The sequence below is a fragment of the Pyxidicoccus sp. M6 genome, assembly GCF_055568925.1.
Genome location: NZ_CM145714.1, coordinates 3,423,158 through 3,441,627, shown reverse-complemented (window position 1 = coordinate 3,441,627; position 18,470 = coordinate 3,423,158). Strand labels below are relative to the sequence as shown.

The window sequence follows — 18,470 nt, the reverse complement described above, 5'->3', positions numbered from 1 at the left end:
AGGGCCTTGTCTCAGCTCAGGCTGCGCCCCGGCAAGGCCGCCCGCCTTCTCCGCCTTGCCGGTGTCGCTGTCGTCCTCGGTGAACAGGCCCCGGAGCTTCACCTTGAACGCGACCGACACCGCGACCAGGGGGCCGCGCGTGGCGTTCGCGCTCCCTGCTCAAGCCGCGTCAGGTACTTCGGGTGCAGCCCCATCGCCTCCGCCGCTTGCTCCTGCGTCAGCCCGCGCCCCTGGCGTAGCGCTCGGATGCGCTTCCCAAGCCGCTTCAACTCCCGGGCGATGGCGCGGGCCACACCGTCCCGCGACCAGATCTCCGAGAGCCCATGAGCATGTGGAGACTTCCCTTTGGAGAGTTCGACGAGAGCATACCGATGGTCACAAGCTACACTTTCGTGAACCTCACGCCGGTGGCCTGCACGTGCTCCAGCGCCTGCTTGATGTCTTCGGAGACGATGAGGGCGATGGTCCAGCCCTCTGTACGGAAGACCTTGGTGTGGCCGGGCTTCGTGGGGTCGATGTGCATGTCGTCGACGGCGTAGTAGTGCCCCACCTTCTCGGGCAGCCCATCCTCGGGCATCCAGAACTGCACCTTGGACGCCTTCTCGTCGATGCAGCGGATGAGCTTCGTGGCAACGAGGACGAGGTACTGGTCCGGGTGGCCCTGGATGTCCACGGGAATGAGCTGGATGTCATCGGGAGCCAGCTCCGTGAAGAGCGTTGCCACCTTGACGTGGACGATGGGGACGCTTGATGCGGTCAGGGTGAAGTCCAGCGGGTTGCCAGCATGCTCGACGGGGACATTCAGGCGCCCTTCGACCTGGACCGGACGCCCCTCATTGAAGTCTCTTGGGTCGTCCACCTCGCGCCCTTGACGGTCCGTAGGGTCGTCCAGGTGCCAGCGGCCTGGGACATGGAGGTCCTCCTTCAACCTGAAGAAGCGGTGGGGCATGGTGGGCATCTAGGGCTGTGCGCTCTTGGTGACAAGTCGATTCAGCTCTGTTCCGGGAGTGCTGGCTTCCTTGGCCAGCCTCTTGAGTGCCCTCGTCAGTGCTTCCCTGCACTCAGAGACCTTACGACAATGGCGAGTCGCCTCGTACAGACGTTCATAGACCCAGTCGTGGTACTCCCGCGGATGAGGCCCTTTGTGGCCTGGAATGGGCACGATGTTCTCAGGGTCCTCCAGTTCCATCCCAGCTTTCTTGAAGATCTTCTCGAACTTCGGTGTCCAGGGTCCGCCACGTGCAGTGGAGACACTGTTCTTGTTCGTGGCGAGGTGGTGATCTTCAGAGCGGCCACCCCCCTTCCCCCGAGCCGTCATGGCCAGCGCATTGGGTGCGAGCGCGATGGTGAAGCCCTCGGCCGCCATCGCCACCGACTGCACGCTTCCGATGGCCACGTACTGGTAGCCCGCCTGCGTCTCCACGACGACGGCCGCCTGCGCGGAGCCCGGCAGGCGCGATGCCTTGGACGCCAGGCCCACCGTGTTCCCGATAGCCGCGGTGGCCAGCATCACGAAGATGCGCGCCGCGTTCTCCCCGAGGACTTCGCCGTACGCCTCGCCCGCTTCGCTGAGCTGCTCGAAGGTGGTGGCGCGGTCCACCTTGCGCACCAACACTATCCACCCCTCTAGCAGGGTCCACACCGTGTCCACGCCCAGGTAGGCAATGGCCGTGGCCGTCAGCAGGGCGGCCAGGCCCTTGCTCACCGGCTCGGGTAGCGACCAGAGGAGCAGGTACATGCTGACGGAGGCACTCACCGTCGCCATGAGCGCCTGCGGGTCCGCCATGCCCTTCAGGGCCTCTGCCGTCTCGTCCCAGACCGAGTCCATGGCGATGGCTATGGCCAGCGAGTACTTGCCGTCGCTGGCCAGCAGCGGGCCTTCGGCCAGCAGGCGCAGGCAGTCGCCGGGCTGTGACTTGCGCTCGCACCAGCGGCCATAGGCGCGCGTCAGCTCGTCGTCCGCATAGGTCTCCAGGAGACGCGGGCCGTCCGGGTCCTTCTCCTCTTCCTGGGGGATGAGCCGAGGGCCGCGGTGCTGGTACAGGTACACACCGCCTCTTTCGGGGACTCCGAAGAGCTGGCGGGCCTCTCGCAGGGGATTGGAGACGGGCCGCACGTCCTGGGCGAGTTCCACCAGGGCTTCTTCGAATTCCTCCTCGTCCAGTTCCACGGGCCCGGCGCCGTCCTCCTGGATGGGCGTGTGGACGATGGGTGGCCCGTCCCCTATGTCCAGGCGCACGAGCCGCGTGGTCGAGCAGCCCGCAACGGCAAGAGTCAGCACCAGCCAGATGACCGCATGCGCTCTCATTCAAGTCCTCCAGTTCCTGGCTCGGTCCCACGAGACCAAGCCAGGAATACCAGAAGAGTCCGACAAGACGCGAAGAGGCCGGGGCTGGGGCTCAGATAGGCGCAGGAACCACGAGGTCAGGCACCCATCTTCATGTTGACGACGTCAAGACCCCAAAATTCCCCTGCCCCTGGCGCGCGAGCGCTTCAGAGAACAGGGGTGAGTGGGGTGCATCGTCGCGGTGCGGTGCGAGGACGGGGCTACGGGGAGGCGGGCGGAGCGGAACGGAACGACAGGCCCCGCGAAAATCTCACCAGAAATGCAGAGAAAGGAGCGCGCCGCTGTGCAGGCTCCCCCTCGTTGCGGCAATGGATCCGAGCGAGGCACTGCCGCGAACACGGACCACCAGCTCATGTGTACTTCAGGGGTCCTTTTCCATTTCTGAGCTTGCCCGAAAGGCGGACACTCCGAGGTCGCGGAAGGTGAGCTTGTCGTCCAGCGCCAGGCCGTTGCGGTCCGCGTACTCCCGCGCCATGGAGGTCTGACGCCGGAAGGTCTGCCCGGCGCGTGGTGTCCGCCAGCGCCCGTGCCGAGCACCATCTCGGGGCTCCCCGCGAGTTTGTCTACGGCATGCACGCGCTCGCGGCTCAAGACCTGGCCCGTGCACCCTCGCGTTGCCCACCTCACCAGGAGCGCGCTCGGAGCTTGCCGCCGTCTGGTAGCGTCATCTACCCATGAGGTTACGCTCCTTGCCACACCTTCCCGGGTTCTTGCTGGCGCTTCTGTCCATGGCGGCATGGGCGGCGGAAGCGGAAACAGCTCCCAGCCCCTCCCTTCAATTTCGCCGCGTGCCCCTCACGACGGAGTCCGAGGTGGTGCGCCTCGCACCGGGCATCCCTACCACGCTCACGTTCGATGCGGAGATTGACACGCAAACCGTGAAGCGGGATGCCCCGGCCCGAGTCAGGCTCCTGAGCATTTCAGAGAACTCCGTCACGCTGCTGGCCAAAGGGGACCTGGGCGATGGAGTAACGCTGCGCGTGCCCTTCCTGAATGAGCCCGCCCTCGTGGAACCCGAATTCCAACTCGTCACGGCTTCGGATGTGGCGGATTCGCAGGTGATGGTCTACCGCAGCGCCGACGCGCCGGAGTTGATGCGAGCGCAGGTGGCCGAATTGGAGGCCCGCATCGCCGCATGCGCGGCGCAACTCTCCGCCGAGCGAGCGCGCAGCAAGGTCACGGGCCCCGCCGCATGGGTCCTCGCGGGGCAAGTTGATGAGGGGGGCGTACATGTTGTCCGGCTCAAGCAGCGGTCCGACGAGGGCACGGCGGACGTTGCGGCTCTGGCCGTCCGCCGCTTCCTTGCGGATGAATGGGCGGTGCTCGAAGTGCAAGTGAAGAACTACTCCAGGCAGCCCTGGCAGGCGGGGCGAGCATGGTTGGAGAGTGCGTCTACCGGCCGCCGCGTGGACGCGCACACGGTAAGCATGGCGCCGGAAGTGCTGGCGAACGGAGGTAAGGGCCGCGTGGTGGTGGAGTTTGGCGAGAAGTTCGGGAGCGTGGGGGAAGTCTTCCGGTTGATGGTTGAGGACGCGAACGGCGCGCGCCCCCTATCCGTCGGGGGCGTGGTGATGAAGGACACAGCGCAGGAGAAGAGCGGCCCATGATGAACGTGGAACCTCCCAGTTTCCTCAAGCCCGGCGCCCGCCTCGGGGCCCCTTACCGGATTCGCGGTTGGAAGGGCGGCGACTCCTATGGCGAGGTGTACGAGTGCGAAAGTCAGGGCAGGCCCTACGCCCTCAAGCTGTCCAAACACCGCCAGTCCAGCGATGACCCGGGCAAGACGTACCAGCGCCAACTGCGGGAGTTGGTGTGCCTTGTCCAACTGGACCACCCGAACATCGCCAAGGTGCTCGGCTGGGCGCGCACCCGGGAGGGTTACGGCTACCTCGTGCTGGAGTACGTGGACGGCTGGACGCTGGCCCAATGGCTCCAGGAAGCCCGCCCCACCTTCGCGCAAGTCCTCCGTGTATTCGCCAAGCTGGCGGATGCGCTGGCGTACATGCACGCGCGGGGCGTGAGGCACCGGGACGTGTCACTACTCAATGTCATGGTGCGCAGGGCGGACGGTGAGCCCGTCCTCATTGACCTGGGGGCGGGCGAATACTCCGGCGCCCCCGAGTTGACGGATGCGCCCCTGCCCCCGGGCACCACCCGCTACCGCTCGCCCGAGGCGGCCCGCTTCCTCAAGGAACACCAGAACGACCCGAGCGCCCGGTACGACTTCCCGCCCGAAGACGACTTCTACTCGTTGGCGGCGTGCCTCTATGACGCGCTGACGGACGCGGAGCCCGCTCTCAAGGCCGCGGCACGCAAGGCCCCGCGCCTCAACGTCAATAGCCCCACCCTGGCTCCGCCTCCGGCACGCAACGTCAACCCGCGCGTGCCCGAGGCACTGAGTGCATGGGTGGCACGGTGGCTGGTGCGCGACGTGGAGACGCGGAGGCCGGCGTTGGCGGCCATGCCCGTCGTCCTGGAGGAGTTGGCGAAGCAAGGTGGCGCGGAGTGGCTGGCCCCCGTCCAGCCCCCACCGGAAGAGGGCATCCCGGCGCCAGAGCGCGCCCACACCCGGACACAGCGGCGCGTGCTGGCGTGGGCCGTGGCCGCTGGCGTGCTCGCCGCTGTCGCGGCGCTCGCGTGGCTGCGCGCGGGCCCCTCGCCGGAGACTCCGCCGTCCCAGGCCGCGCCGGAGGTGCCGCGCCTCCCACGTGCGGCAGCCCCAGACAGTCCACCTTCCCAGCCCGCGCCGTCCACGGGTGCAGTACCGTCCTCGTCCCAGGTGTCCCCTGTCGAGAAGGAAAACCCCTCTGTGAGTGCTCCCACGAATCCGCCCCCGAGTCCGTCCGCCGCGAAGAAGCCGAAGAAGGCCGCGCCCGTCTTCAGCCCGGAATTCCTCAAGCAATGCGCCGTGGCGGGCGCGAGTGCAGCCGCGTTGATGGGCTGCCCCGGCTCCCAGGTGACGCCCTCTCGGGAGACGTGCCCCAAGGAAGCCGTGCGGGCCGCGCAGGCAAGAGGGCTGGGGCACGACGACACCTTCGGCATCCAGGTTGACGTGAGGCAATCGTGCGAGGCGAGTCCGGATTGCTCGGTCACCTTGAGCGACGGGAGGATTGAAAGCGTTGTGATGAATGAAAGCCGGTACGGTCTGCCCCCAGGCACGCGTCTGTACGGCCAGGTCTGGACGGGCGGTGACGAGGTGGTCATCCACTACACGCGCGCCGTGATTCCGCCAGGGATAACCAGGTATTACGCCAAGGGCACGGCACGGGACTTCCCCATTTGCGCGGTGCTCGGGCTCAACGGCGGCGAGCCGAAGTTGCGCGGCTCCAAGCCCGGTGCCGCACGAGTGCAGGCCGAGACAGCCGCACGCATCATTCTGGGGCGGTGGCCGTAAGGCACGGTGTAAAGGGCCTTTGCAGAAAACCGGCCCGGATGGCTCTAGCAATTAAGTTGCGATAATCCGAGCCGCCAACCTGGAGCGTCGTTCCCTTCCGGGACTACTCACCGGTAGCTTCCTCGTGGAAGACTTGGGGCCCGGCCACCACGGCGAGCGCGTGCTGGTGGCGCTCCGGCGCGTCAAAGGCGAAGCGCACTGAAAGGTCATCCTCAAGGCGGTGCTCATGCCCGCCGTCACGTCCGAGTTGAAGCTGGCGCGCAGACGGCTGGAGGAAGAAGTGCGGCTCGCCAGCTACCTGTGCCATCCGAACATCGCCCGCGTCTACGACATGCACAAAGCCCGGGGCGCCCTGTATGTCATTACGGAGTACGTTGCCGGGTGCTCGCTCAATACCCTGACCGAAGTAGCGCTGACTTACGGGCGCTACTTTCCCGAATCCTTCATGCTGTACGTGGGCACCCAGGTTGCCGGAGCTCTCGCGCACGCGCACACCTGCCAGAGCGAGAAGGGCAAGCCGCTGAACATCGTCCATCGTGCGATTGACCCGGTGCGGATTCGCGCGACGCTGGCGGGGGAATTGAAGCTATTGGATTTCGGCCTCGCGTCCGCGCGGCTTCCAGGGGACGAAGCACCCGCCGACCCGGCCCGCGGGGAGAAGTCTATTGGGCCTCTCCCGAGGCGTTGCTCGGACAGTCCGAGGATGCGCGCTCGGACCTCTTCACGCTGGGAATGGTGCTGTTGGACTTCGCCACGGGGAGACACCTCCTCAGCGCGCCCACCCTGCTAACGGAAGACTTGTGGGCGTTGGTCCCCGAAGGGGAGCGGAAGCGGTTGGGCGGCGCCATCGCACGGGTGCAGGATGAATGGGGAGGGATAGACCCAGAGGAGACCGTTCTGCGGGCGGCCACCTTCACCCTGACGGACGTGGACGCGGCAACGCAAGGGCTGCAGTGTGCGGACGACCGCCACGGCCCGAAGATTGCGCTTCGTACAAGCTTTGGCGGCCACCGCGCACCGTGCAGGCATCACGGCCCAAGGTGGCCCCACTCCGAGTGGAACCGGCCTGTCTGTCTTGGGGCACAAAGGCAATGGCTCCCCATCACCACGGGGCGGGGCAAACATTTACGCATGACTGCTCTCCACGGAGGCCGTGCTCCGGCACCCGATGTGCCGGAGCACCGCGCCCGCGCTCACGCCACCAGCAGCGCGTCGCTCACCAGCGAGAGGTGATGGTCCGCATCGCCGAACAGGGCGTTGATGACCGTCAGCCGCTTGAACAGGTGGGCCGCGGCGAGCTCGTCCGTCACGCCCATGCCGCCGTGGAGCTGCACGGCCTGCTGTCCCACGTAGCGGGCGGACTGCCCCACCAGCGCCTTCGCGGCGGACACCATGCGGCGCCGCTCGGCGGCGTCCTCGGACTGCACCTTCACGGCCGCGACAATCGCCATGGAGCGCGCCTGCTCGGTGGCAATCAGCATGTCCGCCATCCGGTGCTGCAGCGCCTGGAACCGGCCGATGGGCACGCCGAACTGCTTGCGCGTCTTCAGATACTCACGCGTCGTCTCCAGCAGCGCGTCCATGGCGCCCACCGCCTCGGCGCACAGGGCTGAGATGGCCAGGTCCACCGCGCGCTCGATGACGGGCAGTGCGCCGCCCTCCTTGCCGAGCAGCGCGTCCGCGCCCACGCGCACGGCCGCCAGCTTCACCTCCGCCGCGCGGCCTCCGTCCTGCGTCACGTAGCCGTGCACCGTGACACCCGGCGCCGACGGGTCCACCAGGAAGAGGGAGACACCCGCCCCGTCGCGCGCGCCACCCGCCGTGCGCGCCGAGACGATGAGCTTCCCGGCCTGCGCCCCGGACAGGACGAGGGACTTCGCCCCGCTCAGGACGTACCCATCCGCCGCCCGCTTCGCGGTGGTGGCCACGTGCTCCAGCGCGTAGCGGCTGCCCTGCTCGTAGTGGGCGAAGGCCATGATGAGCTCACCCATGGCGATGGAGGGCAGCAGCGCCGCCTGCTGCGCCTCCGAGCCCACGTCGCGCACCAGCCCGGCGCTCAGCACCACGGTGGGCAGGTACGGCTCCAGCACCATGGCGCGGCCGAAGCTCTCCATGATGAGCAGGGTGTCCACGGGAGTGCCATTCATCCCGCCGTGCGCCTCGGGCACGCCGAGCCCGAGCACGCCCATCTCCGCGAGCTTGCCCCAGTGCTCCTTGCTGTAGCCCGCCGCCGAGCGGGAGATGTGCTTGCGCTTCTCGAAGTCGTACTCCTTCCCCAGGAAGCGGCGGAGCGAGTCCTGGAGGGCCTGCTGTTCCTCGGTGTAGCTGAAGTCCATGTCCGCCTCGCCTCACAGGCCCAGGAGCATCTGGGAGATGATGTTGCGCTGAATCTCGTTGGAGCCGCCGAAGATGCTCAGCTTGCGCATGTTGAAGTAGTCGCCCGCCGCCGCCGCCGCGTAGTCCGCACCGACGCGCAGGCCGGAGTAGCCCGGCTCCAGCGCCTCCGGCAGGTACGCCAGCGCGTCGTGCCCGGCGGCCTGCATCGTCAGCTCGAAGATGGCCTGGCCGATTTCGGTGCCCTTGATTTTGAGCACCGAGGCCACCGGCCCCAGCCCCTTCTTCGGGTCCTTCGCCTCGGCCGACAGCACGCGCAGGAGCGTCATCTCCAGCGCGAGCAGCTCCACCTTCACCTGCGCCACCTTGTCGCGGAAGCGCGCGTCCTCGATGAGCGGCCGGCCGTTGGAGGCCGTCTCGCGGCGGGCCACGTTCTCCAGCCTCTTGAGCAGCCGCTTCCACTGGCCCACGTTGGCCAGGCCCGTGCGCTCGTGGCCGAGGAGGAACTTCGCGTACGTCCAGCCCCGGTTCTCCTCACCGACGAGGTTCTCCACCGGCACCTCGACGTCGTCGAAGTACGTCTCGTTCACTTCGTGCTCACCGTCCAGCATGATGGTGGGGCGCACGGTGACGCCCTTGCTCTTCATGTCGATGAGCAGGAAGGAGATGCCCTCCTGGGGCTTGCCCTCCGTGCCGGTGCGCACGAGGCAGAAAATCCAGTCCGCGTGCTGCCCCAGCGTCGTCCACGCCTTCTGCCCGTTGACGACGTAGTGCCCGCCCTTGCGCTCGGCGCGCGTGCGCAGCGAGGCCAGGTCCGAGCCCGAGCCCGGCTCCGAGTAGCCCTGGCACCACCAGTCCTCGCCGCTGAGGATGCGCGGCAGGAAGCGCTCCTGCTGGGCCTTGTTGCCGAAGGCCATGATGACCGGCGCCACCATCCGCAGCCCGAAGTCGAGCTGCCGGGGCGCGCCCGCGTCCGAGGCCTCCTCCTCGAAGATGTGCTGTTCAATGGCGCTCCAGCCGGTGCCGCCGAAGGCCTTCGGCCACGCCGGCGCGCCCCACCCGCGCTGGTGGAGGATTTTCTGCCAGAGGACCGTGTCCTCCTTGGTGAGCCGCAGGCGGTTCTGCACCTTGTGGCTCAGCGCCGGGGGAAGCTGGGACGCGAGGAACGTGCGCACCTCGCGCCGGAATGCCGCCTGCTCGGGAGTGTCGTTCAGGTCCATGTTCAGGCCACCTCGAAGAGACCGGCCGCGCCCATGCCGGTGCCGACGCACATGGTGACGACGACGTGCTTCACGCCGCGCCGCTTGCCTTCAATCAGCGCGTGCCCCACCAGCCGCGCACCCGACATGCCGTACGGGTGCCCCACGGCGATGGCGCCGCCATTCACGTTGAGCCGCTCGTCGGGGATGCCCAGCCGGTCCTTGCAGTAGAGCACCTGCACGGCGAACGCCTCGTTCAACTCCCACAGGCCGATGTCCTCCACCTTCAGCCCGGTCCGCTTCAGCAGCTTCGGCACGGCGAACACCGGGCCGATGCCCATCTCGTCCGGCTCGCACCCGGCCACCGCGAAGCCGCGGAAGTAGCCCAGCGGCTTCAGGTTGCGCTGCGCCGCCAGCTTCGCGTCCATCAGCACGCAGGCGGAGGCGCCGTCGGAGAACTGGCTCGCGTTGCCCGCCGTCACCACGCCACCGGGCACGGCGGAGCGAATGCCCCGCACGCCTTCGAGCGTGGTGTCCAGGCGGATGCCCTCGTCTGCCGCCACCGTCACTTCACGGGTGCCCAGGGCGCCCGTCGTCTTGTCGGCGGTGCCCATGACGGTGGTGAGCGGGACGATTTCGTCGTTGAACTTCCCCGCTGCCTGCGCGGCCGCGGCGCGCTGCTGGCTGCGCACGCCGTACTCGTCCTGGGACTCCTTCGAAATCTTGTACCGGGCAGCGACAGTCTCGGCCGTCTGGAGCATGGTCCAGTAGAGCTCGGGCTTGTGCTTCGCCAGCCACTCCTCCTTGAAGTACGTGGTGTTGACGTTGCCCTGCACGGTGGAGATGGACTCCACGCCGCCGGCCACCATCACCCCCGCGCCGTCCACGAGGATGTGCTGCGCCGCCATGGCGATGGCTTGCAGCCCCGAGGAACAGAAGCGGTTGACGGTGACGCCACCGACGCTCACCGGCAGGCCGGCGCGGATGGCGGCCATGCGCGCCACGTCATTGCCGGTGGAGCCTTCCGGCAGTGCACAGCCGAAGATGACGTCCTCCACCTCGGCCGGGTCCACGCCGGCACGCTGCACGGCGTGCTGGATGACGTGGCCGGACAGCGTGGCACCGTGGGTCATGTTGAAGCCGCCGCGCCAGGACTTGGCCAGCGCGGTGCGGGCGGTCGATACGATTGCGACGTCTTTCATTGGGTTTTCCTCCCGCGAAGGTCAGTTGAAGGTCTTGCCCTCGGCCGCGAGCCGGGCGAGCAGGGGCGCGGGCTGCCAGAACGCACGGTGGCCGCGAGGATTGGCCGCGAAGCCCTCCATCGTCCGCACGACGTTCATCAGCCCAACGGAATCGGCGTAGAGCATCGGGCCGCCACGATTCACCGGGAAGCCGTAGCCCGTCAGGTACACGAGGTCGATGTCCGAGGCGCGCTGGGCGATGCCCTCCTCCAGGATGCGCGCGCCCTCGTTCACCAGCGCGAAGACGCAGCGCTGGACGATTTCCTCGTTGCTCAGCGTGCGCGGTGTGACGCCCAGTTCCTTGCGGGCCGCGTCGATGACGCCGTCCACCACCGGGTCATGCAGCGCGTCGCGGCGGCCGGGCTCGTAGCGGTAGAAGCCGGCGCCCGTCTTCTGGCCGAAGCGGCCCATCTCACACAGCCGGTCGGCGATGAGCACGCGGCGCATGTCCGGGCGCTCGGCGTACTGGCGCTTGCGGATGGCCCAGCCGATGTCGCCGCCCGCCAGGTCCGCCATCTTCAGCGGCCCCATGGCGAAGCCGAACGCTTCAATCGCGTTGTCCACCTGCTGCGGAGACGCGCCCTCCTCCAGCATCAGCAGCGCCTCGCGCTGGTACATGGCAATCATCCGGTTGCCGATGAAGCCGTCGCAGACGCCCGACACCACCGCCGTCTTCTTGATGCCCTTGGCGAGCTGCATGATGGTCGCGAGCACGTCGCTGCCCGTCTTCTCGCCGCGGATGACCTCCAGCAGCTTCATCACGTTGGCGGGGCTGAAGAAGTGCGCGCCCACCACGTCCTGCGGCCGCTTCGTGAAGCCGGCGATGCGGTTCAAGTCCAACGTGGAGGTGTTGCTCGCGAGGATTGCCCCGGGCTTGCAGACCTCGTCCAGCTTGCGGAACACCGCCTCCTTGACGGACATCTCCTCGAACACCGCCTCGATGACGAGGTCCACCTGGCGGAAGTCGTCGTAGGACAGCGTGGGCTTGAGCAGCGCGAACCGCTGCTCGGCCTTGTCGGCCTTCAGCTTCCCCTTGGCGACCTGGCCCTCGTAAATCTTGCGGATGGAGCCGAGGCCGCGCTCCAACGCCTCCTGCTTCATCTCCAGCAGCACCACGGGGATGCCGGCGTTGAGGAAGTTGATGGCGATGCCGCTGCCCATGGTGCCGGCGCCGATGATGCCCACCGTCTGGATGGAGCGGACGGGCGTGTCCTCCCCCACTCCGGCCACCTTGGAGGCGGCGCGCTCGGCGAAGAAGGCGTGCCGCAGGGCGCGCGACTCGGAGGTCTGGATGAGGTGGACGAAGGCCTCGCGCTCCACCTGGAGCCCCTCGTCGAAGGGTTTGGTGACGGCGGCCTCCACCGCGTCCACGCACTTGAGCGGCGCGGGGTAGCCCTTGGACGCCGCGCCCACGGCCGTGCGCGCGTAGAGGAAGAAGGCCTCGGGCTTCGGGTGCGACGCCGTGAGGTCCCGCACGCGCTTGAGCGGGCGGCCCTCGTCGACGACGACCTTCGCGAAGGCGAGCGCGCCCTGGAGCAAATCCCCCTCGACGAAGTGGTCGAAGAGCGGCGTGCCCTTGAACTGCTCCGACGGAACGGTGGCGCCGGACACAATCATGTTGAGGGCCGCCTCCGCGCCGATGAGGCGCGGCAGGCGCTGCGTGCCGCCCGCGCCGGGCAGCAGGCCCAGCTTCACCTCGGGCAGCGCTATCTGCGCGCCCGGTTGCGCCACGCGGTAGTGACAGCCCAGCGCCAATTCCAGGCCGCCACCCATGCACGCGCCGCCGATGGCCGCGATGACGGGCTTGGACGAGGACTCCACATAGTGGATGACGGTGCCGAGGTTGGGCTCGGCGAGCGCCTTGGGCGTGTTGAACTCGCGGATGTCCGCGCCGCCCGAGAAGGCCCGCTCCGAGCCGATGAGGACGACGGCCTTCACCGCCGCGTCCGCCTCCGCCTGCCGTAGGCCTTCCACGATGCCTGTCCGCACCGCGTGTCCGAGGCCGTTCACCGGCGGGTTGTCCAACCGGATGACGGCCACACTGCCGTGCTGCGAGTAGTGGGTGCTGCTCATGTCAGCTCCTCTCTCGCAGCCGCGCGCCGCGAGCCGGGTGAGTCACTTCGACAAAGTGACTCGCCTTGAGTTTTCCTGTCAAGTTGGCTATCCACGATTCATGGCTTCAGGGAGACCCAAGGCGGCGGGTAGGAGAAGGAGCGCGGCGCCGGTGGCGACGCGGCTGGCGCGGGAGCTGGCGGGGGAAGGGGCACCGAAGGCGAAGGCCACGCCGCTGGACGCCTTCAAGCTGGCGAAGAAGAAGTGGCTGGCCGGAGAGCGCATCGACATCGGGGCGCTGGCGAAGGAGCTCGGCGTGGGCCGGGCCACGCTGTTCCGCTGGGTGGGCAGCCGGGAGCTGCTCATCGGCGAAATCATCTGGTCCATCCAGATGCCGTTCATGGAGCAAGCCCGGGCCGAGGTGCGGGCCCGGGGCGCGAAGGGCGCGGCCTACGTGGCGGGCGTGAGCGAGCGGCTGATGGAGGAGATCCGCTCCTTCACCCCGCTGCGCCGCTTCATCGAGAACGACGCCGAGTTCGCCCTCCGGGTGCTCACCTCGAAGAGCAGCACGGTGCAGAGCCGCAACGTGGAGCTGGTGCGACAGAACCTGCTGGACCAGGTGGAGCGAGGGAACCTCAACCCGCCGCTGCCCATCGACACGCTCGCCTACGTCATCGTCCGCATCGGCGAGGCCTTCGTGTACGCGGATGTCATCAGCGGCCGGGAGCCCGCCATCGACCAGGCAGCGGCCGCCATCCTCGTGCTGCTCGGCGGCAAGCCGAAGTAACGCGGCACTCCGGGCCTGCCATCCTTCGAGAGGTCAGGAGGCAATCATCTGCATCGCCTGCGCGGGAGGCAGGATGAGCTCGCCTCGGAGCGTCTCCACGGCACCGAGCGCGCCCCTCGCATCCACGAAGACGAGCAGCTCGTCATCCGGAGAGAACGCCACGGAGTCGATGCGTGCCAGGCCGGGGACCAGCGTGCGCCAGGCTTCCTGTCCCTCCGGCCCGAGCAACAGCAGCCCGCCTTCCTTCTGCCCGAGCGCCAACCGGGAGCCATCGTTGGAGAGTGCCGCGCTCTGGGCGTGCGTCACGAAGGGATGGCCCCGGACCCGGGCCCCCGTGGTGACGTCGAACACCGAGGCGTCGTCCCAGTAGACGTAGAAGAACCGCCCATTGGCGGACAGGCCGACATGGCCATCCATGTGGAGCAGCCCTGAGCCCCGGACGGGAGCGTGACGGGAGAGGCGCTCACGCCGATTCGGCTCCCAGACCTCCCACGAGAACCCCGAGAGCAGCACGAGCCCCTGTCGTGTGAGGACCAGGTCGTCCACGGAGAGCCCTTCCCCCCGGGCACCCGCCAGGGGATTCGAGGCGAGCGAGCCCTGGCCATCCTGGGACCAGACAGAGGCCTCGGCCTGGGCGACCGTGACGTAGGTGTGCGGCCCCAGCACGACCCCATGGGAGATGGGAGCCTCGCACTGGAGGTCATCCATGGGTTCTCCCGTGCGGGCGCTCCACACGAGCGCCCGCCCGTCGCGGTCCGACGCGAAGAGGAGCTCCGAGTCCTCGGAGCGGGCGAGCGCGCGGATGTGGCCACCGGCCAGGGCGTCGAAGCTCGAGACGACGCGCTGTCGCATCAGGTCGAGCACGTGAACACGGCCGGTGTCCGTACCAACGAGGAGCTGAGCTGGCCGGGAGAGGAATTGGAGAGCGGAGACGTGGGCTGACATGGCGTGGCGCCCTGGAGGCTAGGGCTTGCTCCGGCGGTAGACGTGGGCCTTGTTGATGTTGGGCTCACCGGGAGCAAACCGCGGGTTGGCGAACCAGGACGGGTGCTGTTGCTCGTCCGTGAAGTTCGATTCGTACTCGACGAAGTAGGGGGTGTCCTTCCAGGCCCCGACGCCCTTGAAGCCGTTGACCTCGTTGGCATGCGTCAACCCCGCCTCCTTGAGGTCGTCCCCGAGCGCCGCCGAGCCATGGAGAAGCAGCTTGCCGCCCGACTTCAAGATGCCCAGGCCCCGCGCCGCGTAGTTGCGCAGCAGGTGCTCCTTGAGCCCCCGGGTCTGCCTCGTGGGTCTGTAGTGCGTGACGGCGCTCCGGAAGTTCTCCAGGCTGTGCTCGTAGGCGGTCAGCGGGTCGAAGACGCCGCGGATGCCCAGCCCCTGCCAGGCTCCGCTGGAGAAGTCCGCGACCCTGTCGGCCCCATCGCGCTGGATGCCGCACTCGAGGAGGAAGTCCCGCTGGAAGCTGGCATCGGGGTTTCTCTCGGGGGCCGCCTTGAACCGGGTGACCATCTCGCCATTCAGGGTGCCCTCGTGGCCCAGCGAGTGGACACTGATGTACTTGCCTCGCAGCAGCTCGTCCTCGACGACGCCCATGACGTCGCACATGTGCAGGCCATAGCCGGGATGCGGGTTGTTGAAGATGGCCGCCGCGAAGTCGTTCCCATGCTTCGCGCCGAGTCGCCCCCAATGCGCGGGGTCCGTGGCGTCGAACCGGCCTCGGGGCCCCTCGGCATCTCGGTAGACGTACAACGTCTCCACACTCTCTGCCGGCTCGTCCACGTCATATTGCGACGCGAACACCCACTGTCTGGGGGTGTGCTTCTTCCTGTTCCTGTCCCGGAAGTCGCCGAGGAGCTTCCTCGCCAGGGGCGTGGCATAGCGGAAGTTCGTTCCCTCCCCGACGATGAAGACCTTCTCGAAGGCCAGCTCGAATACGAGGTCCACTCCCGCTCCGGCGGTCCGCACCGTCAGCTTGCAGGAATGGCTGGAGACAAGCTCGCATCGCTCCTTCTCTGCCCCCATCACGGACAGCGAGGAGCCCACCAGCACCGCCCCCGGGACTTCCGCGGTGATGGTGTACTCCGTGTCGAGGTCCATCTTCTTCCACTCGAAGGGCTCGCCATTGCCTCCCGTGCTCACCGGGTTCGCCCTGAGTTTGTCCGCCTGCCATTCAATCTTGAGTGGCGCGAGCTTGAGCTGGAGGGGCGAGAGCCCGGACACCCCCGGGGGCCGGCGGTCCTTGACCTGGATGCGAAGCGTCCAATACCTGGAGAGGAAGGCATAGGCCCGGTAGACATTGTTGCTGACGTTTCCAAAGGGGCCTGACAGCTTGCATCTCACCTGCGTACCGGGTCGCTCCACGGTGAGCTGCGCCGTATCGAGGCTCTCCTTGCTGTCGAACTCGATGGTGAACTGGCCCTGGCCGTTGGACGTGACTTCGAGGGAGCTCATCCCCTGCGTCACGCGCAGTGGCGTGTCCCCCAGGCGCACGTCCCCGCCGTCGGGGTCGTCTTCCGAGGCAATCACAATCAGGTAGACAGCGCCGGTGCTGCAGGGCTTGACCGGCTCGTCGACAGTTCCCGGCGGCCCGGGGAAGACCTTCACGATGGGCATGGTCTTCAACCGCCTTTCACGCCGTCATGGCGAAGCGCCTCGAGCTTCGTCGAGACGCTGGTCCGGAGGTCATTCAGCAGGGACGCAGCCCAGGCTGTCTCTGGCCGCTCCGCGAAGTCGGCGCCATGGCGCGCGACGAAGCGGGAGAACAGCCTGACTTCCTCCGGCCCGAAGAGGCTGTAGTGGGGAGCCAGGTCGACGGCGGCGCGAATCCGCTCCAGGAGCGCCTCCTCGGAAAGGGAGGCGACCCGCTCCGGCTCATCCCGGCGCAGCCCGGCGGCGATATCCCGGCAGAACGCACGCCGAAGCTCCCCTCGAAAGGCATCCATCTGGCTTTCACGGATGACCAGCATTCACTTCCTCCCGCGGCAACCGCACCAACCAGGGCAGGGGCCACTCCACGCCTGTCCGTCGCCGGTGGATGGTACGCCTCCACTCCGCTCTCGAATAGCCAACAATCCTGGTTGTTCCGAAGCATCGGCCGGGCCCGAAGCGAGGCGGTAGAAGGAGGCCGTGCTCCGGTTGCTCGCGGGCGAGGGACATGACGCGGAAGCAAGCGGCCTGACCCGGTGCCCCGGCAATCGGTGCGGCACGCCGGTGGGAATCGCCTCCCCGCGCGGGCCTGCCCGGTGACGGCACCGACAGGAACCCACCTGCCGCGTGCGAGCGGGACGCGCCGCGTTCCCATCGGACGCGGGCCCCCGAGGGCCTCGCCGACCTCCGGCCGGGCATCTCCGACCGAGGGGAGGCCCACTTCCGCCGGTGGCATGTACGTTGCTGAAATGCTTGCGCATGAGCTCCGAATCCACGCTTCCCGTCTCGAAGCCCCACGGTCCGCTCGGACCCATCGCGGTGTCGCTGTCAGGCGGCGGCTACCGCGCGGCGGCGTTCCACCTGGGCACGCTGCGGTTCCTGAACACCGTGGGGCTGCTGCCCGACGTGGTGGGCCTGTCCACCGTGTCCGGCGGGACGCTCACCGGACTGGCGTGGGTGGTGAGCCAGATTGACGGCAAGCCCTTCACGGACTTCTACGACTCGTGGTCGGCGTACCTGAAGCGGACGAATGTCATTGGCGACGCGCTGGACGAGCTCACCTCGAACCGCGAGCCCATCAGCCACAACTGGGCCAGCCTCATCCGCTCCGCCGCGGACGTGTACGCGCGGCCCGACCTCTTCGGGGAGCGGCGCTTCGAAGACGTCCTGGGCGCGAGCAACCTCCAGCTCCAGGAGGCCATCTTCAACACCACCGAGTTCCACACCGCCCTCGACTTCCGCTTCCGCAAGAGCAACAACCCAGCCGCGCTGCTGGGCAACGTCAACTACAAGGTGCCGCGCGCGGTGGCGCAGCACGTGCGGCTGGCGGACATCGCCGCCGCGTCGTCGTGCTTCCCGGGGGGGTTCGAGCCGCTCGTCTTCCCGCAGCAGTTCCACTGGCCGAAGGACTACCCGCTCAGCGCCGCGCTCGGCGAGCTGGGGCCGGGCTTCAACGGCGGGCTGCCGCTGATGGACGGCGGCATCTACGACAACCAGGGCGTGGACAGCCTGGTGGTGGCCTTCGGGGAGGCGCAGAGCCCGCCCACGCTGCTCATCTCGGACGTCAGCACGCAGGACGACGAGATGTACAACGTCCCGGAGAACCCGACGAAGCGCGGCTGGCTGACGTTGCAGGGCGTCTCGTGGCTGGGCTGGGCGCTGTTCATCCTGACGCTGGTGTGTGCGGGCGTCCTCACGTGGTGCGGGCTCGAGGAGGTGCGCGAGGGCACATGGGAGCCGAACGACTTCTTCCTGTATCTGATTCCCGGCCTGCTGACGGCCTCGGTGGCGGCGGCGCTGGTCTGGGTCCGTCGCCGCCTGAATGACGTCAAGGCTCTGATTCAGAAGCAACTGGACATGAATGCATGGCCGTCGCTCCTGAAGCTCACGGTGGCGGAGCTCATGCAGATGCTGGTGCTGCGTGGCACGTCGCTGCTGGCGCTGACGTCCAAGGTGTTCATGAAGCGGGTGCGCGGGCTCATCTACAAGCGCGTGTACGAGACGCCCGCCTTCAAGGACCGGCGGATGTCGAACCTCATCTACGGGCTCACGGTGAACCGTCCCAAGCTGTTCTCGGCGTACCCGTGGCTGCAGCCCGGCCCGCACCTGGTGGCCCTGGCCCAGCAGGCGTGCCAGATGCCCACCACGCTGTGGTTCACGAGCGACAGCCAGTTCACCATGGTGGAGTCCGCCGGACAGGCCACCGTCTGCTTCACCCTGCTGCGCCACATCATCGAGCACCGCCAGGGGCAGTACGAGTCGCCGGACAAGCCGCTGTACGACCTGTTCCAGACGCTGCGCAAGGCGTGGGACGGCTTCAACCAGACCACCCGCCAGCCCGAGGCCGCGCGCACCGTGGCGGCGGCCTAGCGTCCTGCCCCGACGGCGTGGACCACGTTCCACCGCCGTGGTTCACGGATGGGCGGGCGCTTCAGGGCCCCTCGACTTCATCGCGGTCCAGCTCCCGCCC

15 protein-coding genes are annotated in these 18,470 nt (G+C 67.9%); 5 read left to right on the top strand and 10 right to left on the bottom strand.

Annotation, left to right across the window (positions count from 1 at the left end; translation table 11 throughout):
- Positions 1-98 precede the first annotated feature (98 nt).
- From ACVTJA_RS14360 to ACVTJA_RS14350, 3 genes are all read right to left on the bottom strand, one after another.
- Positions 99-293 carry a helix-turn-helix domain-containing protein gene (locus tag ACVTJA_RS14360; RefSeq protein ID WP_465836929.1) on the bottom strand — a complete coding sequence of 65 codons (195 nt, stop codon included), beginning with the start codon at positions 291-293 and terminating at the stop codon, positions 99-101.
- A gap of 89 nt (positions 294-382) precedes the next feature.
- Entirely contained in the window at positions 383-949 is a 567-nt protein-coding gene (locus tag ACVTJA_RS14355) for an imm11 family protein (protein ID WP_465840386.1), read from the bottom strand.
- A 9-nt stretch (positions 950-958) separates the two neighbouring features.
- Positions 959-2,308 carry an AHH domain-containing protein gene (locus ACVTJA_RS14350; protein WP_465836928.1) on the bottom strand — a complete coding sequence of 450 codons (1,350 nt, stop codon included), beginning with the start codon at positions 2,306-2,308 and terminating at the stop codon, positions 959-961.
- A gap of 728 nt (positions 2,309-3,036) precedes the next feature.
- On the opposite strand from ACVTJA_RS14350, the gene ACVTJA_RS14345 reads away from it, so the two are divergent.
- From ACVTJA_RS14345 to ACVTJA_RS14335, 3 genes are all read left to right on the top strand, one after another.
- Complete coding sequence (locus ACVTJA_RS14345; protein WP_465836927.1) at positions 3,037-3,954, top strand: DUF2381 family protein; 918 nt, start codon at positions 3,037-3,039, stop codon at positions 3,952-3,954.
- A complete protein-coding gene (locus ACVTJA_RS14340) occupies positions 3,951-5,741 on the top strand; it encodes a serine/threonine protein kinase (RefSeq protein WP_465836926.1) in 1,791 nt (596 codons plus the stop codon). The genes ACVTJA_RS14345 and ACVTJA_RS14340 overlap by 4 nt, the downstream gene beginning before the upstream one ends.
- Positions 5,742-5,967: 226 nt before the next feature.
- Positions 5,968-6,531, top strand: coding sequence for a protein kinase domain-containing protein (locus tag ACVTJA_RS14335; RefSeq protein ID WP_465836925.1), 564 nt, complete (start codon positions 5,968-5,970; stop codon positions 6,529-6,531).
- Between the two features lie 403 nt (positions 6,532-6,934).
- Here ACVTJA_RS14335 and ACVTJA_RS14330 read toward each other — a convergent pair whose 3' ends face one another.
- The 4 genes from ACVTJA_RS14330 to ACVTJA_RS14315 are packed head-to-tail and all read right to left on the bottom strand — an operon-like array spanning position 6,935 to position 12,588.
- Positions 6,935-8,077, bottom strand: a complete 1,143-nt coding sequence (locus ACVTJA_RS14330; protein WP_465836924.1) for an acyl-CoA dehydrogenase family protein — start codon at positions 8,075-8,077, stop codon at positions 6,935-6,937.
- A gap of 12 nt (positions 8,078-8,089) precedes the next feature.
- The gene (locus ACVTJA_RS14325; RefSeq protein ID WP_465836923.1) at positions 8,090-9,295 is read right to left on the bottom strand and encodes an acyl-CoA dehydrogenase family protein; all 1,206 of its coding nucleotides are present in this window, start codon (positions 9,293-9,295) and stop codon (positions 8,090-8,092) included.
- A gap of 2 nt (positions 9,296-9,297) precedes the next feature.
- Positions 9,298-10,476, bottom strand: a complete 1,179-nt coding sequence (locus ACVTJA_RS14320; RefSeq protein WP_465836922.1) for an acetyl-CoA C-acyltransferase — start codon at positions 10,474-10,476, stop codon at positions 9,298-9,300.
- A 21-nt stretch (positions 10,477-10,497) separates the two neighbouring features.
- The gene (locus ACVTJA_RS14315) at positions 10,498-12,588 is read right to left on the bottom strand and encodes a 3-hydroxyacyl-CoA dehydrogenase NAD-binding domain-containing protein (RefSeq protein ID WP_465836921.1); all 2,091 of its coding nucleotides are present in this window, start codon (positions 12,586-12,588) and stop codon (positions 10,498-10,500) included.
- Positions 12,589-12,739: 151 nt separating this feature from the next.
- Between ACVTJA_RS14315 and ACVTJA_RS14310 the strand changes: the two genes are divergently transcribed.
- A complete protein-coding gene (locus ACVTJA_RS14310) occupies positions 12,740-13,354 on the top strand; it encodes a QsdR family transcriptional regulator (protein ID WP_465836920.1) in 615 nt (204 codons plus the stop codon).
- Positions 13,355-13,387: 33 nt separating this feature from the next.
- Here the strand turns inward: ACVTJA_RS14310 and ACVTJA_RS14305 are convergent, their stop codons facing one another.
- From ACVTJA_RS14305 to ACVTJA_RS14295, 3 genes are all read right to left on the bottom strand, one after another.
- A complete protein-coding gene (locus tag ACVTJA_RS14305) occupies positions 13,388-14,206 on the bottom strand; it encodes a WD40 repeat domain-containing protein (protein ID WP_465836919.1) in 819 nt (272 codons plus the stop codon).
- A 111-nt stretch (positions 14,207-14,317) separates the two neighbouring features.
- A complete protein-coding gene (locus tag ACVTJA_RS14300; protein WP_465836918.1) occupies positions 14,318-15,967 on the bottom strand; it encodes a hypothetical protein in 1,650 nt (549 codons plus the stop codon).
- 5 nt (positions 15,968-15,972) lie between these two features.
- Positions 15,973-16,320 carry a hypothetical protein gene (locus tag ACVTJA_RS14295; protein WP_465836917.1) on the bottom strand — a complete coding sequence of 116 codons (348 nt, stop codon included), beginning with the start codon at positions 16,318-16,320 and terminating at the stop codon, positions 15,973-15,975.
- Between the two features lie 439 nt (positions 16,321-16,759).
- Between ACVTJA_RS14295 and ACVTJA_RS14290 the strand changes: the two genes are divergently transcribed.
- The gene (locus ACVTJA_RS14290) at positions 16,760-18,370 is read left to right on the top strand and encodes a patatin-like phospholipase family protein (RefSeq protein ID WP_465836916.1); all 1,611 of its coding nucleotides are present in this window, start codon (positions 16,760-16,762) and stop codon (positions 18,368-18,370) included.
- Positions 18,371-18,470 lie beyond the last annotated feature (100 nt).

What these genes read in the sequence shown, in the direction of transcription:
- ACVTJA_RS14315 (WP_465836921.1), bottom strand. Translation starts at nt 12,588, where the DNA reads ATGAGCAGCACCCACTACTCGCAGCACGGCAGTGTGGCCGTCATCCGG.
- ACVTJA_RS14340 (WP_465836926.1), top strand. Translation starts at nt 3,951, where the DNA reads ATGATGAACGTGGAACCTCCCAGTTTCCTCAAGCCCGGCGCCCGCCTC.
- ACVTJA_RS14300 (WP_465836918.1), bottom strand. Translation starts at nt 15,967, where the DNA reads ATGCCCATCGTGAAGGTCTTCCCCGGGCCGCCGGGAACTGTCGACGAG.
- ACVTJA_RS14355 (WP_465840386.1), bottom strand. Translation starts at nt 949, where the DNA reads ATGCCCCACCGCTTCTTCAGGTTGAAGGAGGACCTCCATGTCCCAGGC.
- ACVTJA_RS14335 (WP_465836925.1), top strand. Translation starts at nt 5,968, where the DNA reads ATGCCCGCCGTCACGTCCGAGTTGAAGCTGGCGCGCAGACGGCTGGAG.
- ACVTJA_RS14350 (WP_465836928.1), bottom strand. Translation starts at nt 2,308, where the DNA reads ATGAGAGCGCATGCGGTCATCTGGCTGGTGCTGACTCTTGCCGTTGCG.
- ACVTJA_RS14330 (WP_465836924.1), bottom strand. Translation starts at nt 8,077, where the DNA reads ATGGACTTCAGCTACACCGAGGAACAGCAGGCCCTCCAGGACTCGCTC.
- ACVTJA_RS14305 (WP_465836919.1), bottom strand. Translation starts at nt 14,206, where the DNA reads ATGCGACAGCGCGTCGTCTCGAGCTTCGACGCCCTGGCCGGTGGCCAC.
- ACVTJA_RS14325 (WP_465836923.1), bottom strand. Translation starts at nt 9,295, where the DNA reads ATGGACCTGAACGACACTCCCGAGCAGGCGGCATTCCGGCGCGAGGTG.
- ACVTJA_RS14290 (WP_465836916.1), top strand. Translation starts at nt 16,760, where the DNA reads ATGAGCTCCGAATCCACGCTTCCCGTCTCGAAGCCCCACGGTCCGCTC.
- ACVTJA_RS14295 (WP_465836917.1), bottom strand. Translation starts at nt 16,320, where the DNA reads ATGCTGGTCATCCGTGAAAGCCAGATGGATGCCTTTCGAGGGGAGCTT.
- ACVTJA_RS14320 (WP_465836922.1), bottom strand. Translation starts at nt 10,476, where the DNA reads ATGAAAGACGTCGCAATCGTATCGACCGCCCGCACCGCGCTGGCCAAG.